The following is a 15,259-nucleotide window of genomic DNA, read 5'->3' on the forward strand; positions in this document are numbered from 1 at the left end:
GGCAAACGGGCATGTGGCGCACCCGATCACCATGAAACTACTGCTATCGACCCCTTCCCTCGTCCATGCCGCGCACTGCCAGAACGTACTGGAAGCCGCCGGCATCCGTGCCGACCTGCGCAATACCTGGCTGGCTGGCGCGATGGGCGACATCCCGTTTCGTGAGAGCGCGCCCCAGGTCTGGCTGATCGACGATGAACGGGAGGCCGAGGCCTGGGAGGTATTGCACGCCGCCGCCAATCCGGCGCCGGGGCCGCGATGGGCCTGCGCGTCCTGCGGGGAATGGCACGATGCGCAGTTCGGCTCGTGCTGGCAATGCGGCGCGCCGCGGCAACCCTGAAAGCAAAGCGCCCGCGGCAAGCGCGGGCGTCGATGGTCAACGGGTACAGCGGGTACGGCAGGTACGGCGGGGTTGGCTCAGCCCACCCAGAGCGCCAACGACAACATCGCCAGCAGCAGCATCCACAGCACGACGGCACGCCACACCAGGCCGATGGCCGATTGCAGCGTACGCACGTTGGGTTCCACCCCGAATTCCGGCGCGGCCGCCTCGGGCTCGCTATCGTCTTCCATGCCCGGCGCATAGTCCACCGCCGGGCCGGCCAGGCTGGTGCGCAGCACCACGGCAGTACTCTCTTCCGCCAGCGGCACCCCCAGGCGCACACCAAGCGCGCCGCCGCCGCTGGCAAGCAGGATGCCGTTGACGGCATCGTTCCACTTGCGCGCATGGTTGCGCCACGCATACACCGCGTCCTCGAAATTGCCGACGATGGCAAAGCCGACCGAGGTCAGCCGCGAGGGAATCCAGTCCAGCAGGTAGAAAGCACGCGCGGCAAAGCGGCCCAGCGCGGGGCTGCGGTCCGTGGAGGGGATATTCCAGTGGCGCGCGAGGTACTCGGCAATGCGGTACAAGACCACGCCGCCCGGGCCGATCGGCACCAGGAACCAGAAGAACACCCCGAACACATGCCGGTGCACAGCCACGATGGCAGCTTCCAGGGTATGCCGCACGATTTCCGTGACCGGCATTTCGATGGTTTCGAGACCGGTCCACTGGTGCAGCAGCGCGCGGGCGCGCGGCAGGTCATCGCGGTTGAGGGCCTCGTGGATATCGGTGAAGAAGTGGCTGAACTGCCGGAAACCCAAGGTGAGGTAGAGCAGCAGGACATTCCACGCCAGCGTGAGCGCCACGCTGATGGAGGCCAGCAGGTAGTGCACCACCATGGCGGTCAGCGTGAGCGGCAGCACCACCGTGAACCAGGCCAGCGCGGTATCGCGCGGGCGCCCGGTGTCAAAGGCATGCTCGGCGCGCTCGGCAAGAACGCGCACGATGTCGTAGATCGGATTGTTGCGGCCCAGGGCGCGGAACTGCTCGGCGATCAGCGCGAGGAGAACGGATACAAATGTCATCTCTGGTCTGGGTGTCGATGGCCAGGGCGCATCAGGCGGCGCGTGTGCCGGGCTGATCGCTTATCTTATCTATAGCGAGACGATAGCATACGGCAACCCTGCCCAGACGAAGCACCGCAGCCCGCCGGCAAAGCGGGCGGGCTGCGGGCTGCCGAAGCGAGGCCTCAGGGCAGGTCAAACACCAGCACTTCGGCACCATCGCCGTGCGCCAGGGTCACGGCCTCGGCACCTTCGAGCTGTGCGGCATCGCCCGCTTCCAGCGCCTTGCCATTGACGGTGACGCGGCCACGCGCCACATGCACATAGGCCTTGCGCTTGGGCGCCAGCGCCAGCGTGGCGGACTCGTCGCCGTCAAACAAGCCGGCATACAGGCGCATGTCCTGATGGATCACCACCGAGCCCTCAGCGCCGTCGCGGCTGCCCACCAGGCGCAGCCGGCCGCGCTTGTCGGCCGCCGCAAAGTGCTTCTCCTCGTAGCCGGGCTCAAGGTTGGACTTCTCCGGCAGGATCCAGATCTGCAGGAAGTGCGTGGTGTCGTGTGCGGCGTGGTTGTACTCCGAGTGCCGCACGCCGGTGCCCGCGCTCATGCGCTGCACGTCGCCGGGGCGGATCACGCTGCCGTTGCCCATGCTGTCCTTGTGAGCCAGCTCGCCTTCCAGCACATAGCTGATGATTTCCATGTCGCGGTGGCCATGGGTGCCAAACCCCATGCCCGGCGCTACACGGTCTTCATTGATGACGCGCAGYGGCCCGAACTGGACGTGCTTGGGATCGTAGTAGTCCGCGAAGGAAAACGTATGGTACGACTTGAGCCACCCATGATCGGCATAACCACGTTCACCCGCCTTTCTGATTTCAATCATTTTGACGGCCCTCCTTCAGGCCACATCGGCGCAGGAACTGGGTTAATCCTAGTCCTGGCCTTGCGTAACGTTTCGATACTAGGCAGTTTAGGGTGGCAGGCGTATATTTGGCGGACCGATCTTAGAAGCATTCATTCAGAAATTCTGAACATGGCACTCTCACTCGAATCCCTGGAAGTTCTTGACGCCATCGAGCGCAAGGGCAGCTTTGCCGCCGCCGCGCACGAGATGGGCAAAGTGCCCTCCGCGCTCACCTATGTGGTGCGCAAGCTGGAGGAAGACCTGGACGTGCTGCTGTTCGACCGGCGCCGCCACCGCGCCGAGCTCACGCCCGCCGGGCGCGCGTTGCTGGACGAAGGCCGCCACCTGCTGCACGCCGCCGACGACCTGGCCCGCCGCGTCAAGCGGCTGGCCACCGGCTGGGAAGCCACCCTGACCATCGTGGTCGACGACCTGATCAACTTCCGCGCCCTGCTGCCGGTCATCCAGGACTTCTATGCCGAGAACAATGCCACCCGGCTGCGCTTTGCCAAGGAAGTGCTGGGCGGCGCGTGGGATGCGCTGGTCAGCAGCCGCGCCGACCTGGTGATCGGCGGCGCCTACGATGCGCCGAGCACCCAGGGCTTCCAGGTGCGCCCGCTGGGCTCCATGCCCTTTGTCTTCGCGGTAGCCGCGCATCATCCGCTGGCGACCGAGCCCGGCCCGCTGACCACCCTGCAGATCGCCAAGCACCGCATCGTGGCCGTGGGCGATACCTCGCGCAACCTGCCGGCCCGCACCCATGGCGTGCTCGCCGGGCAGGACGTGCTGGTGGTGCCCACCATGCGCGACAAGCTCGAAGCCCAGATCCGCGGCCTGGGCTGCGGCTGGCTGCCGGCGCCCATGGCACAGCCCTTTATCGAAAGCGGCGTGCTGCAGGCACGCGAGACCCTGGAGGTGCGTGCCCCCGGCAACTTCAAGGTAGCCTGGCGCACCAGCACGCGCGGCAAGGCGCTGCAATGGTGGGCCAACAAGCTGGACGACCCGCGCCTGGCGCAAGCCCTGCTCCAGCAGCAGCCGGGCCAGCCTGACTAAGCACCAGGCCAAGCGCCAGACCCATCACCGCCCTAACACCTGCTTTCGCCATGCCTACCCGCCCTAGCCCGGCGCCCAGCTACCGGGGCCGCTTTGCGCCCTCCCCCACCGGCCCGTTGCATATGGGCTCGCTGGTCACCGCGCTGGCCAGCTGGCTCGACGCGCGCGCCCATCTTGGCATCTGGCTGGTGCGCGTCGAGGACATCGACTATCCGCGCTGCGTGCGCGGCGCGGACCAGCAGATCCTGCGGGCGCTGGCGCGCCTCGGCCTGCATCCGGACGAGCCGCCGCAATGGCAGAGCCGGCGCGAAGCGCTGTACGCCGAGGCGCTGCGCAAGCTCGATGCCGACCATCGGACCTATCCCTGCGGATGCTCGCGCAAGGAAATCGCCGACTCGCTGCTGCATGCGCGCGAGCGCCACCAGACGCTCGGATATCCCGGCACCTGCCGCGACGGCCTGCATGGCAAGCTGCCCCGCGCCTGGCGGGTGCGGGTGCCAGACGGCAACGCCGCGCTGATCTGCTTCGACGACCGCTGGCAAGGCCGGCAATGCCAGGACCTTGCGACCGAGCTCGGCGACTTCGTGCTGCGCCGCGCCGATGGCTTGTGGGCTTACCAGCTGGCGGTCGTGGTCGACGATGGCCACCAGGGCGTCACGCATATCGTGCGCGGCGCCGACCTGCTCGACTCCACGCCGCGGCAGATCCACCTGCAGCATCTGCTGGGGCTGCCCACGCCGTCGTACCTGCACGTGCCAGTGGTGACCAACGCGCTGGGCGAGAAGCTCAGCAAGCAAAGCGGCGCGCAGGCCATCGACGAGCTCGATCCGCTGGCGGCGCTGCGCACGGCCGGCGCGCACCTGGGACTGGCGAGCGCGGCGCAATCGGTGGAAAGCTGGCTGAGCGATGCGACGGCCGGCTGGGCGGCCATGCTGGAACGCCTGCCCGCCCAGGCGCACAGCGAAGCGACGACACCCCCCTGAATGGCATGAGGCCCAAAACACGAAAGGCGCCCGAAGGCGCCTTTCTTGCTGGCTGCGGCGGCAGCGTTTCGCTACGCCACGGGTCGCGCCGTGCCGCTCAGGACTTGCGCGGCACGCCGCCCAGCAGCGCCGCCAGTTGCCGCTTGGGCGCCGGACGGCCGCGGCCAAAGGCGGCGGCATTGTTGTCCGTCACGTCGGGCTGCGCGGCAATCGCCGCGGCGCTCGGCTCGTAAGGACGCGAGAAGAAGGAATCGTCGGCGGGGCGGAACGTGTTGCGCGAGCTGGCCGGATCGTTGCGGCGCGCACGCGGCTCCTCGCCGTCGCCATTGGCGCGCGGGCGGCGCACTTCGGTGCGGGCACGGCGGCGGTCGTTCTCGTCAGCGCGGGCGCCGGCGCCGGTGGGGTCGAACCCGGCCAGCGCGGTACGCGGCAGGCTGCGCTTGAGCAGCTTCTCGATATCGACCAGCAGGCGCTCATCGGCCGGCACGTAGATCGACAGGGCATCGCCGCTGGCGCCGGCACGGCCGGTACGGCCGATGCGGTGGATGTAGTCTTCGGCGCTGAACGGCAGGTCGAAGTTGATCACGCAGGGCATGTCGGGAATGTCGAGGCCGCGCGCCGCCACGTCGGTGGCGACCAGCGCATCGATATTGCCTTGCTTGAAGCCATCCAGCGTCTGCATGCGCTCGGTCTGGGTCTTGTCGCCGTGGATGGCGGCGGCGTTGATGCCTTCGCGCTCCAGGTGGCGCGCCAGGCGCGAGCAGCCGATCTTGCTGTTGACGAAGACGATGCACTGGCGCGACAGGCCTTCGGCGGCGCGCGTCTTCAGCAGGTGCACCACGGCGGCCTGCTTGTGGCCGTCTTCGACCTGGAACACGGTCTGGCGCACATTCTCGTTGGCCGAGTTGCTGCGCGCCACTTCGATGGTGACCGGCTGGTGCAGGTAGCTGGCGGCCAGCCGCTTGATGTCGTTCGAGAAGGTGGCCGAGAACAGCAGCGTCTGGCGCTGTGCCGGCAGCAGGTTGATGATGCGCTGCAGGTCAGGCAGGAAGCCCATGTCGAGCATGCGGTCGGCCTCGTCCAGCACCAGCATCTGCACCTGCGACAGGTTCACCGATTTTTGCTGCACGTGATCGAGCAGCCGGCCCGGGGTCGCCACCAGGATTTCCACGCCGCGGCGCAGGGCCTCGGTCTGCGGGTTCATGTCCACGCCGCCGAACACCACCGTGCTGCGCAGGTCCGTGAAGCGCGCGTAGCGGGCCACGTTGTCGTAGACCTGGTCGGCCAGTTCGCGGGTGGGGGTGAGCATCAGGGCGCGCACCGGATGGCGGGCCGGCGAGGCGCTGGCGCTGGCCAGCGGCAAGAGGCGCTGGATGATCGGCAGCGCAAAGCCTGCGGTCTTGCCGGTGCCGGTCTGGGCGGCGCCCATCACGTCCTTGCCCTGCAGCACCACGGGAATCGCCTGCTCCTGGATGGGAGTGGGCTTGGTGTAGCCCTGCTCGGACAGCGCGCGCTGGATGCGAGCATCTAGCCCGAAGCTGTCGAAGGTGATCTCGGGGGTGGTCTGGTCAGTGGTCGTAGTCGTCATGGTTTCCGTGTCTTGCAGGAGGCGAACCCGGCGCCAACGGACACGCGTCTTGAACCGAGCGGGGGAGATCTGCGCATGGATTTAAGGGCCGGCCGCATGGGGCGCGCTGTGCTGCCGCACACCATTGCAAGCCGTCGTCTGTCCGTGCCTCTGCGGGCAATTCCGCCGCGCGATCAATAGCTCATGTAAATCAAAGACTTAGATTGTAGCATTAGCGGCCCATTTAAGGGTAGTGCGGGTGTGGCGGCTACGCCAGTTTCGGCGTCGCGGATTTCAACTTTATGTCACCGGGCGCGGGGTCGCCGTGTTGCCGCCGTGTTGCCGTCAAGCCTCGGCTCCTGGCCGCAGCCTTTATCCGGCAAGTTATCCGGCAAGTGCGCCGGATCTCATTTGCCATTTTTTGTTTTCAAACGTATACAACCGATGACGCGCGACCTATGCTTGATGCCAGTGAGCCACTTCAGGCCGCAGGCCGATCCCGATGCAAACCGTCTCCGTCCGAATCCCCGAAGAAGACCTCGCCTGGCTGGCAGGCATCCAGCTGGCCGGCGCCAGCAGCCCCAGCGACAAGATCCGCGCCCTGCTGGCCGACGCGCGCCGGCGCGCCGATGGCTCAAGCGACTATCTCGGCTGCGTCTCGCTGCTGCGCGAGCAAGTGCGCCCCCTGCTCGATGCCACGCAGGCCCTGGAGCACGATCACCAGCAGCATTCGGCCATCGTCCCGCTGCTGGCCATGCAGTTGCCCGAGCTGATGGCCAGCCTGATTGCCGGCGTGCCGTCAGGGGACCAGGCGCCTGCGCAAGCGCGCGACCTTGAGGCGCGCCTCACCGCCCGTGCCATGCGCATGCTGCTGGGCCTGTTGCGCCTGGGGGTCACCCAACGCGCGCCGGCCTACGACCCCGCCGTACTGGACGCCTACATCCCCGAAGTGTTAGAAATGACAAAACTGATCCAGAGCGCTCGGCAGACCACCTAGAATTCCGACTTTTTGTGTTGCGCCATCGCCGCCCCGGCGGCGTCTTATCGATGCACCGAGGAAACACACCATGACGACAGAAGGCCTGGGTAACCGTGTGAAACGACTGCTGACCGCCAATGTGCACGCGCTGGTCAGCTCGCTGGAGGCGCGCGCGCCGCAAGCCGTGCTGGAGCAGTACCTGCGCGAATTCGACGAGGTGATCGCCCAGGCGCGGGTCGGGCTAGGCCAGCACGAGGCGGCCAAGCACCATGCCGCCAAGGCCATCGCGCGGCTCAACAACGAGATCGAGCGGCTCGACGAACAAGTCGCGGTGGCGCTCCAGCACGGTGACGATGCCGCGGCGCGCGCGGGCACCGAGCGCCAGATCGACCTCGAGGACCAGCTCGGCACGCTCAACGGCAGCCTGCAGGAAGCCGTTGAAAAATCCGAGGCAGCCGAAGCCGATCTGCTTGGCCTGCGCGCCAAGCGCGCCGAGATGGAGCAGGCGCTGGCCGGCATGGTGGCCGCGCGGGCTGCCGCCGAGCGCGCGGGCGCCAGCGTTGGCGCCGCGCCGGGCGCCGGCGCCGGCGTGCGTGCCGAACAGCTCGAGCAAGGCTTCAACCGCGCCATGACCAGCGCCACGGGCGTGGCCGGACTCGGCGTCGGCAGCTCCAGCGCCGATGCCTCCTTGCTCAAGCGGCTGGAGATACTGCACAAGGAACAGCGCATCAACGAACGCCTTGAGCGCCTGAAGGCCGCACGCGACGCGGCGCGCTCCTGAGCGCCGCACACCAGACACCAGCTCCGCCGCTCCCGACCGATTCAGCACAATAAGAACGCCGAAATGAATCAGCTGTTATTGCCGGGCAATGCCCCGTTCGTGGTGGCGATTGGCTTGATGGTAGTCATCGGCGTGCTGGAGGCGCTGGCCCTGCTGCTTGGCCTCGCCCTGTCGCAGCAGGCCGACAGCTTCCTGGTCACGCATTTCGCGCTGGACCATTCTGACGCCAGCGCGGCCGATGCCGGCGCCATCGGCCAGTTCCTCGGCTGGCTGCACGTGGGCCGCGTGCCGCTGCTGATGCTGGTGGTGCTGTTCCTGATGGGCTTCGCCATCGTCGGCCTGATCCTCCAATGGGTGATCGCCGCCGTGGCCGGCCACCTGCTGCCCGTGCCGCTCGCGGTGGTGCTCGCCACGCTGGGCGCCCTGCCCTTCGTGCGCGCCACCGGCAGCCTGGTAGGACGCTATTTTCCGCAGGACGAATCCTCCGCCATCTCCGAGCTCGACTTTGTCGGGCGCGTTGCCCAGGTCACGCTCGGCGAGGCCTCGGCCGGCAATCCGGCGCAAGCGCGCCTGGTGGATGAATATGGCCAGGCCCACTACCTGCGCGTCGAGCCGGACGAGCCGGGCCAGCGTTTTCCGCGCGGCGAAACCGTACTGATCGTCGCACGCACCTCCGGCACCTTGTATCGCGCCATCGCCAACCCGCGGCCCGACCTGCTGTAGGCCACGCGCGGGCGCAAGCCGTCCGCGGTATTTTTTCCAAGTTCCAAGGGAGCATCAGAACCAATATGGATTCCATCATCTTCTGGGGTGTCATCGGCCTGGCCGGCGTACTCGGCCTGTGCATCATCGGCCTGATCTTCTCGCGCCTGTACACGCGCGCATCGGCCGAGCGCGCCTTCGTGCGTACCGGGCTGGGTGGGCAAAAGGTGATCATGAGCGGCGGCGCCATCGTGCTGCCGGTGTTCCATGAAATCATCCCGATCAACATGAACACGCTCAAGCTGGAGGTCAGCCGCGCCTCACGCGACAGCCTGATCACCAAGGACCGCATGCGCGTGGATGTGGTGGTGGCGTTCTTCGTGCGCGTCAAACCCACCGTGGAAGGCGTGTCCACCGCCGCGCAAACGCTGGGCCAGCGCACGCTGGCGCCGGAGAGCCTGCGCGCGCTGGTGGACGACAAGTTCGTCGACGCGCTGCGCTCCACCGCGGCGCAGATGAGCATGCAGGACCTGCAGGATGCGCGCGAGCAGTTCGTGCAGGGCGTGCAGAACACCGTGGCCGAAGACCTGACCAAGAACGGGCTGGAACTGGAGAGCGTGTCGCTCACCAACTTCAACCAGACCTCGAAGGAGTTCTTCGACCCCAACAACGCCTTCGATGCCGAGGGCCTGACCAAGCTCACGCAGGAGACCGAGCGCCGCCGCAAGGAACGCAACGAAGTCGAGCAGGACACCGAGGTCTCCGTGCGTGAGAAGAACCGCGACGCACTGGCCAAGAAGCTGGAGATCGAGCAGCAGGAATCGTTCATGAAGCTCGAGCAGGAACAGCAGGTGAAGACCCGCACCGCCGAGCAGAACGCGCGCATCGCGTCCTACGAGGCCGAGCGCAGGCAGGAGGCCGAGCAAAGCCGCATCACCGCCGAGCGCCAGGTGCAGGAGTCCGAGATCCAGCGCGAGCAGGCCGTGCGCACGCGCAAGGTGGAAGCCGAGCGCGACGTGCGGGTCAAGGAAATCGAGCAGCAGCGCGTCACCCAGATGGCGGCCATCGAGCAGGCCAAGGTGACGGAAATCGCCGAGCAGGAAAAGGCCATCGTGATCGCCGCCAAGTCGGAAGCGCAATCGCAGGCGCAGGGGCGCGCCAACGAGGCGCTGGCTGAAGCGGTCAAGGCCGAGCAGATGGTGGAGACCACACGGCGCACGGCGGAAGCCGACCGCGCCAAGCAGGTGGCCCTGATCGAGGCCGCGCAAGAGGCCGAGACCCAGGCGGTGCACGTCACCACGCAGGCACGCGCCGAGCGCGAGGCTGCGCAGATGCAGGCCACCGCCATCGTTGAACTGGCCGAGGCCGCGCGCAAGAAGGGCCTGGCCGAAGCCGAGGCGCAGCGCGCGCTCAACGACGCCATCAACGCGCTGTCGTCGGACCAGACCAGCCTGAAGTTCAAGCTGGCGCTGCTGCAGGCGCTGCCGGGCGTGATCCAGCAGAGCGTGGAGCCGATGAAGGCGATCGACGGCATCAAGATCATCCAGGTCGACGGCCTCAACCGCGGCGGCGCGGCGGCAACCGGCGACGCAGGCAACGGTGGCGGCAATGGAAATGGAAATGGCAACGGCAATCTTGCCGAGCAGGCGATGTCCGCCGCGCTGTCCTACCGCGCGCATGCGCCGCTGATCGATTCGTTGCTCAAGGAAGTGGGCTTGGCCGGCGGCTCGCTGCAGGGCCTGGTCCCCAGCCTCGCGGCTGCGCAAGCGGCATCGCACACGGACAACGCGCAGGTCTTGCCGCTGAAGCACGCCAGCCATGCCGTCAACGCGCCGGAGGTCGAGCCGGGAAGCAACGCCAGCAACTGACGGCCACCTGGCTGACCGCCGGACTGGCCGACTGGCTGACCGGCTAGACAACGGGCCGCATGCATTCACTGCATGCGGCCCGTTTTCCATTTCGGCTTCATCCAGTTTCGCGCCCGACCAGACTCAGTCGCTCTTGATACCGTTGTCCTGGATCACCTTGCCCCACTTCTTGTAGTCGTTGCGCATGCGCGACGCCAGTTGTTCAGGCGGCTGGTAGGCAGCGACCGTGCCCGCGCCGAGCATCTTTTCCTGCACCACGGGATCGGCCAGCGCCGCCTTCAGTTCGGCCGACAACTTGGCGATCACGTCCTTGGGCGTGCCGGCGGGGGCCAGCAGGCCGCCCCAGGCGGTGGCCTCGAAACCGGGAAAGCCCTGCTCCGCCACCGTCTTCACATCGGGCGTGAAGCTCACGCGCTTGGCCGAGCCCACGGCGATGGGACGCAGCTTGCCGGCCTTGATGTGCGGCAGCGCCGCGATCATGTCGGAGAACATCATCGGCACCTGGCCGGCCAGCAGATCGGAGATCGCCGGCGCGCTGCCTTTGTAGGGCACGTGCTGGACGTCGACATGCCCGGTGCTCTTGAGCAGTTCGGTGGACAGGTGGCCAAAGCTGCCGTTGCCGGCGCTGGTGTAGTTGAGCGCGCCGGGCTTGGCCTTGGCGCGGGCGATGTATTGCTGCAGGTCAGTCACGTCGGGCATGGCCTGCGGGTTGACCACCATGACGATGGGCAGGTCGTAGGCAGAGCCGATCGGCGTGAAATCCTTGAAGATGTCGTAGCCCTTGCGGCTGATCAGGTGCGGCGCCAGCAGCGTGGGCGTGGCCAGCACCATCAGCGTGTAGCCATCCGGCGCGCTCTTGGCGACGGCTTCCGCGCCGATCGTGCCGGAGGCGCCCGGGCGGTTGTCCACCACCACCGTCTGCTTGAGCGATTCGCCCATCTTCTGGCCGATGATGCGCGCGGCGGTATCGGTCGGGCCGCCCGGCGGGAACGGCACCACCAGGCGGATCGGTTTGGACGGATAGGCTTGCGCGAAGGCCTGCGGCGCGCACAGCGGCAGCGAAACGCCCAGGATGGCCGCACCCAGGCGGCGCGAGAAAATACGACGGCTTGTCTTCTGCATGATGAGTATGAAACGTAATCCAGCAATGACGCGTGCCGGCTTGACAGCCTGCGCGCACGTCGGCGATCCAGCAAAACCAACGGGAAAGACAGGACAAAGCTTCGATGGCCTCCTCCATGACCGGTCATGGCCGGTCGTTTGTTATCGGGCGGCGGCGCAGCGCGCCTCAGGGCTTTAGAGCTTTAGAGCCTCAGAGCTTCAGCGGACCTGAGCGGAACAGCCGCGCATCCATGGTGCGCAGGTCGGGCGCCACGGTGACCGCGGTGGCGCACTGGTCCAGCACATCGCGCTGCAGGTCGATGCCCGGCGCGATCTCGATCAGGGTCAGGTGCTCCGCGCCGATGGCGTCGGGGCGCATCTCAAAGACGGCGCGCTCGGTGATGTAGAGCACGGGGATGCCGAGCGAGGCCACATAAGGGCCGTTGAAACTCAGGTGCGAGACCTGCGGCACGATCTTTTTCACGCGGCCTTCGCGCACGATGCGCAGGGCGCCGTCCTCGGCGCGCACCTCCAGGCCACCGGCGGTGAGCGTGCCAACGAAGACCACGGCCTTGGCGCTCTGCGTGATGTTGATAAAGCCGCCGACCCCGGCGATCAGCGCTTCGGCACCTTCGCCGAACTTGCTGACATTGACGTTGCCGTGCCCGTCCAGCTCGGCCAGCCCGAGGATGGCGAGATCGATGCCGCCGCCCTCGTAGAAATCGAACTGCGCCGGCTGGTCGACGATCGCTTCCGGATAGGCGGATGCGCCAAAGCTGAGGCCATCCGCGGGCGTGCCGCCGATCGGGCCGGCTTCCACCGTGAGCGTGAAGCCTTCGACGCCAGCCTCCACCGCCAGCATGCCGACGGCAGCGGGCATGCCAACCCCGAGGTTGACCACGCGCGGCTGCCTGCGCGCCAGCTCCAGCACCGCGCGCCGCTGCACGATGGTGCGGGCATCAAGCACGGGGGCTACGGCCGGCACCTCTGGCGCCGGTGCGCTGGCGGCGTTGGCGGCATTGGCGTTGCTGGCGGCTTCCCCTTGCCACGGCGTCACGTAGGCCGGATTGAACTGCTCCGCGAACGTCATCTGGTGATGCGCCGGGTTCTCGCTCACCACCACGTAGTCGACCAGGATGCCGGGCACGTGGATGGCCTGCAGGTTGTCGTGGTGATCCACCAGCGACTCCACCTGCGCGATCACGATGCCGCCTGAGTTGTGCGCCGCCTGCGCCATCGCCAGCAGTTCGTGGTGAAAGGCCTCGCGGTGCGTGCTCAGGTTGCCGCGCGTATCGGCGGCGGTGCAGCGAATCAGCGCGCAGTGGATCGGGAAGCTCGGATAAAACAGGTATTCGTCGCCACGGAAATCGACCGCCTCGACCCAGTTCGCGCGGCCCTCGGCAATCGCCGCCTGCGCGCTGCGGTTGATGGCGCCACCGTGGTAGCGGCTGTCCTGCGCGGTGCGCGGATCAACGAACGTGTGCAGGCCGATCTTGGTCAGCACGCCGGGCTTGCCGCCGGCGATGGCACGATAGAGGTGCGTCAGCACGCCCTGCGGCAGGTTGTAGCCCTCGCACGCCTCGGCCATGGCCAGCGAGGCCAGGCGCGTGGCGGAGCGCCAATGCCCGCCCACGATACGCCCGGTCATGCCCGCATTGCCGAAGTGGTTCACCCCGCGCGCGCCGCGGTCGCCCTGCCCCGCCGAATACACCAGCGTCAGGTCGCGCGGCATGCCGGCGTCCAGGAAACGGCGCTCGATCGCGTCCGTCACCGCCTCGGCATGGCCGGCGCCCACGAAACCAGCGCTCGCCACCGTCCACCGGGATTGCACGAGCGCAGCCGCCTGCTGCGCGCTGATGACCTTCATGGCTGTCTCCATCGTGTTCTTCTCGGCGCGGCGTGCCGCCTGCACGCACTGCGCCGGACCGCACTCAGCACCACACATTCCGCGAACATTTGTTCGCAAAACACCTATCATACGTAGTCATGCCGGCATCGCGCAAGTGCGTTCATCGCACTAAAATCACCCTATTTCCGTCTCCCCACGCTATGAACAGCCCCGAAGCGCCCCCGGCCAACCCGCAGAAAAAGGAAGAGCTGCTCGATTCGCTGACCAATGGCCTGGCGCTGCTGCGCCTGTTCGCCTCCGGCGCGGGGAGCCTCACCATGCAGGACGTGGCGGAACAGCTCGACGTGACCCGCGCCGCGGCGCGGCGGCTGCTGCTGACCCTGCAGCACAACGGCTACGTCGCGCAGGACGGCCGGGACTTTTCCATCACCCCGCGCGTGATGGACCTGGGCTACGCGTACTTTGCGTCGATGAACCTGCCGCAACTGGCCGCGCCCTACCTCAAGGCGCTCTCCGAGCAGACGGGGGAAACCTGCTCGCTGGGCGTGCTGGACGGCGAATCGGTGGCGCTGGTGGCGCGCGAAGAGCCGCCGCAGATCCTGCGCGTCGACATGGGCGTGGGGCGGCGCATGCCGGCCTACGCCCACTCGCTCGGCCGCGTGCTGCTGGCCGGGCTGGACGACAAGGCGCTCGAGGCTTACCTTGCCACCGCGCAGCTACGCAAGCTCACCCCGTTTACGGTCAGCTCGCGCACGGCGCTGGCGCGCACGCTCAAGCAAGTGCGCAGCGACGGCTACTGCACGCTGATCAGCGAACTGGTGGACGGCTTCGCCGGCATCTCGGTGCCGGTGCGCGCCGAGTCCGGCAAGGTGGTGGCGGGACTGGGCCTGAGCATGGTGCTGGGCAGCCGTGGCGCGGCGCACCTGGAGCAGCACTACCTGCCGGTGCTCAAGCACGCCGCAGGGGAGCTCGAAGCGCTGCTGCGCCGGCGTTGAGGGCATCGGCGCCCAAGCGGCGCATGGGCAATGCACAACCAGGGCGGGCCGCCTAGAATGGGAAACGGGTCAAGGCCGGCACGCACCGCACGTGAAAGCATCACCGCATGACTATCAGACCGCTCGACTGGGCGCGTGACGGCGCCGGCATCCTCAAGCTCGACACCACCTACGAGACCGATCGCATCTACGCGGTCAAAAGCGGCCCGCTGGGCATCTGGCTCGTGGAGCAGGTGCTGGGCCAGCCCGTGCTCAACCACTACGACCCGTCCGGCTTCGAGCAGGATTGCGCCAAGGCCGACCACGCGCTGGTGTTCGAGAGCGCAAGCGGCGACATCGGCGGCTTTGCCGCCGTCAGGCTCGAAGCCTGGAACCGGTCTGCGCTGCTGAGCGCCATCTTCGTCGCGCCCGCGTTCCGCGGCACCGGCATCGGCCGCGTGCTGCTGGGGGAAATCAACCGCCTGCTGCTAGCAACGCCAGCCCGCTGCCTGCGCGCCGAAACGCAAAACACCAACTACCCGGCCATCGGCTTTTACCGCGCGCTGGGATTCTCGCTGTGCGGGCTGGACTGGGACCTGTACGACCCCGACACCGCCGGCACCGAGACCGCGCTGATCTTCACGCGGCCGGTGGTGCGCAAGGCTGGCTAGCCATCCGCTAGCCAGCCCCCTCCTGCGCATGGCAAAAGCCGATCCACGCATGCAGCACGCCGGCGTGCGCGAAGGAGCCAACGCCGAACACCACGGCCATCGCCGCGCTCCACGGCGCCGTCGCCACTGCTGGCGCAGCCGCGTCGACCGTACCCGCCATCGCCGCCACCATCTCCGGTAGCACGCCCGTGCCCCAGCCCAGGACCAGGAACATGGCGCAGCCCGCCGACATGCCGGCGCACGAATACCGCAGCGCCAGTGCCGCGCGCCCGGTGAAGGCGGCGTGCCGGTGCAGGTGGTTGATGCGCAGGATCGCCACGGCGTTGGCTGCCGCCACGATCCCCATCAGCGACGGCCAGAAGAACGGATGATCGCTGCGCGCGTCCTGCATCAGCAGCACGCCGATGGTGAGGAAGGTAGGCGCAGCCAATGTCGCC

Annotated in this window: 15 protein-coding genes; 9 read left to right on the forward strand and 6 right to left on the reverse strand. The window is 67.6% G+C overall.

Features of this window, described 5'->3' with window-relative positions; translation table 11 throughout:
- Positions 1-31 precede the first annotated feature (31 nt).
- A complete protein-coding gene (locus tag AB4061_RS15520) occupies positions 32-340 on the forward strand; it encodes a putative signal transducing protein (RefSeq protein WP_043348200.1) in 309 nt (102 codons plus the stop codon).
- 77 nt (positions 341-417) lie between these two features.
- Here AB4061_RS15520 and AB4061_RS15525 read toward each other — a convergent pair whose 3' ends face one another.
- Positions 418-1,410, reverse strand: a complete 993-nt coding sequence (locus AB4061_RS15525) for a CobD/CbiB family protein (RefSeq protein WP_441635201.1) — start codon at positions 1,408-1,410, stop codon at positions 418-420.
- Between the two features lie 164 nt (positions 1,411-1,574).
- The gene (locus AB4061_RS15530) at positions 1,575-2,273 is read right to left on the reverse strand and encodes a pirin family protein (protein WP_441635203.1); all 699 of its coding nucleotides are present in this window, start codon (positions 2,271-2,273) and stop codon (positions 1,575-1,577) included.
- A 150-nt stretch (positions 2,274-2,423) separates the two neighbouring features.
- Here AB4061_RS15530 and AB4061_RS15535 point away from each other — a divergent pair, with 150 nt between their 5' ends.
- Positions 2,424-3,347 carry a LysR family transcriptional regulator gene (locus AB4061_RS15535; RefSeq protein ID WP_043348213.1) on the forward strand — a complete coding sequence of 308 codons (924 nt, stop codon included), beginning with the start codon at positions 2,424-2,426 and terminating at the stop codon, positions 3,345-3,347.
- A 50-nt stretch (positions 3,348-3,397) separates the two neighbouring features.
- The gene (gluQRS, locus tag AB4061_RS15540; RefSeq protein ID WP_441635206.1) at positions 3,398-4,330 is read left to right on the forward strand and encodes a tRNA glutamyl-Q(34) synthetase GluQRS; all 933 of its coding nucleotides are present in this window, start codon (positions 3,398-3,400) and stop codon (positions 4,328-4,330) included.
- A gap of 97 nt (positions 4,331-4,427) precedes the next feature.
- On the opposite strand, the gene AB4061_RS15545 is transcribed toward gluQRS, so the two are convergent.
- Complete coding sequence (locus tag AB4061_RS15545; RefSeq protein ID WP_441635208.1) at positions 4,428-5,918, reverse strand: DEAD/DEAH box helicase; 1,491 nt, start codon at positions 5,916-5,918, stop codon at positions 4,428-4,430.
- Positions 5,919-6,399: 481 nt separating this feature from the next.
- On the opposite strand from AB4061_RS15545, the gene AB4061_RS15550 reads away from it, so the two are divergent.
- The 4 genes from AB4061_RS15550 to AB4061_RS15565 all read left to right on the forward strand — a co-directional run bounded on the left by AB4061_RS15550 (position 6,400) and on the right by AB4061_RS15565 (position 10,227).
- Complete coding sequence (locus AB4061_RS15550) at positions 6,400-6,894, forward strand: hypothetical protein (RefSeq protein WP_441635210.1); 495 nt, start codon at positions 6,400-6,402, stop codon at positions 6,892-6,894.
- 70 nt (positions 6,895-6,964) lie between these two features.
- On the forward strand, positions 6,965-7,657 hold the full coding sequence (locus tag AB4061_RS15555; protein ID WP_441635212.1) for a PspA/IM30 family protein: 693 nt from the start codon (positions 6,965-6,967) through the stop codon (positions 7,655-7,657).
- A gap of 63 nt (positions 7,658-7,720) precedes the next feature.
- Complete coding sequence (locus tag AB4061_RS15560; RefSeq protein ID WP_441635214.1) at positions 7,721-8,380, forward strand: OB-fold-containig protein; 660 nt, start codon at positions 7,721-7,723, stop codon at positions 8,378-8,380.
- Between the two features lie 65 nt (positions 8,381-8,445).
- Positions 8,446-10,227, forward strand: a complete 1,782-nt coding sequence (locus AB4061_RS15565) for a flotillin family protein (protein ID WP_441635216.1) — start codon at positions 8,446-8,448, stop codon at positions 10,225-10,227.
- 123 nt (positions 10,228-10,350) lie between these two features.
- Here the strand turns inward: AB4061_RS15565 and AB4061_RS15570 are convergent, their stop codons facing one another.
- On the reverse strand, positions 10,351-11,349 hold the full coding sequence (locus tag AB4061_RS15570; RefSeq protein WP_441635218.1) for a Bug family tripartite tricarboxylate transporter substrate binding protein: 999 nt from the start codon (positions 11,347-11,349) through the stop codon (positions 10,351-10,353).
- Positions 11,350-11,539: 190 nt separating this feature from the next.
- On the reverse strand, positions 11,540-13,195 hold the full coding sequence (locus AB4061_RS15575; RefSeq protein ID WP_441635220.1) for an acyl CoA:acetate/3-ketoacid CoA transferase: 1,656 nt from the start codon (positions 13,193-13,195) through the stop codon (positions 11,540-11,542).
- Between the two features lie 182 nt (positions 13,196-13,377).
- Between AB4061_RS15575 and AB4061_RS15580 the strand changes: the two genes are divergently transcribed.
- Both AB4061_RS15580 and AB4061_RS15585 read left to right on the forward strand, forming a co-directional pair.
- Entirely contained in the window at positions 13,378-14,172 is a 795-nt protein-coding gene (locus AB4061_RS15580; protein WP_441635222.1) for an IclR family transcriptional regulator domain-containing protein, read from the forward strand.
- Positions 14,173-14,279: 107 nt separating this feature from the next.
- On the forward strand, positions 14,280-14,822 hold the full coding sequence (locus AB4061_RS15585) for a GNAT family N-acetyltransferase (protein WP_441635224.1): 543 nt from the start codon (positions 14,280-14,282) through the stop codon (positions 14,820-14,822).
- A gap of 7 nt (positions 14,823-14,829) precedes the next feature.
- Here AB4061_RS15585 and AB4061_RS15590 read toward each other — a convergent pair whose 3' ends face one another.
- Complete coding sequence (locus tag AB4061_RS15590; protein WP_441635226.1) at positions 14,830-15,252, reverse strand: hypothetical protein; 423 nt, start codon at positions 15,250-15,252, stop codon at positions 14,830-14,832.
- Between the last annotated feature and the right edge of the window lie 7 nt (positions 15,253-15,259).

Source organism: Cupriavidus sp. YAF13, from assembly GCF_052113425.1.
In the GTDB taxonomy this organism is placed as follows: Bacteria; Pseudomonadota; Gammaproteobacteria; order Burkholderiales; family Burkholderiaceae; genus Cupriavidus.

Excerpts from the sequence above, each read along its gene's own strand:
- AB4061_RS15545 (WP_441635208.1), bottom strand. The coding sequence starts at position 5,918 with ATGACGACTACGACCACTGACCAGACCACCCCCGAGATCACCTTCGAC.
- AB4061_RS15565 (WP_441635216.1), top strand. The coding sequence starts at position 8,446 with ATGGATTCCATCATCTTCTGGGGTGTCATCGGCCTGGCCGGCGTACTC.
- AB4061_RS15550 (WP_441635210.1), top strand. The coding sequence starts at position 6,400 with ATGCAAACCGTCTCCGTCCGAATCCCCGAAGAAGACCTCGCCTGGCTG.
- AB4061_RS15520 (WP_043348200.1), top strand. The coding sequence starts at position 32 with ATGAAACTACTGCTATCGACCCCTTCCCTCGTCCATGCCGCGCACTGC.
- AB4061_RS15585 (WP_441635224.1), top strand. The coding sequence starts at position 14,280 with ATGACTATCAGACCGCTCGACTGGGCGCGTGACGGCGCCGGCATCCTC.
- AB4061_RS15570 (WP_441635218.1), bottom strand. The coding sequence starts at position 11,349 with ATGCAGAAGACAAGCCGTCGTATTTTCTCGCGCCGCCTGGGTGCGGCC.
- AB4061_RS15535 (WP_043348213.1), top strand. The coding sequence starts at position 2,424 with ATGGCACTCTCACTCGAATCCCTGGAAGTTCTTGACGCCATCGAGCGC.
- gluQRS (WP_441635206.1), top strand. The coding sequence starts at position 3,398 with ATGCCTACCCGCCCTAGCCCGGCGCCCAGCTACCGGGGCCGCTTTGCG.
- AB4061_RS15580 (WP_441635222.1), top strand. The coding sequence starts at position 13,378 with ATGAACAGCCCCGAAGCGCCCCCGGCCAACCCGCAGAAAAAGGAAGAG.
- AB4061_RS15575 (WP_441635220.1), bottom strand. The coding sequence starts at position 13,195 with ATGAAGGTCATCAGCGCGCAGCAGGCGGCTGCGCTCGTGCAATCCCGG.
- AB4061_RS15525 (WP_441635201.1), bottom strand. The coding sequence starts at position 1,410 with ATGACATTTGTATCCGTTCTCCTCGCGCTGATCGCCGAGCAGTTCCGC.
- AB4061_RS15560 (WP_441635214.1), top strand. The coding sequence starts at position 7,721 with ATGAATCAGCTGTTATTGCCGGGCAATGCCCCGTTCGTGGTGGCGATT.
- AB4061_RS15555 (WP_441635212.1), top strand. The coding sequence starts at position 6,965 with ATGACGACAGAAGGCCTGGGTAACCGTGTGAAACGACTGCTGACCGCC.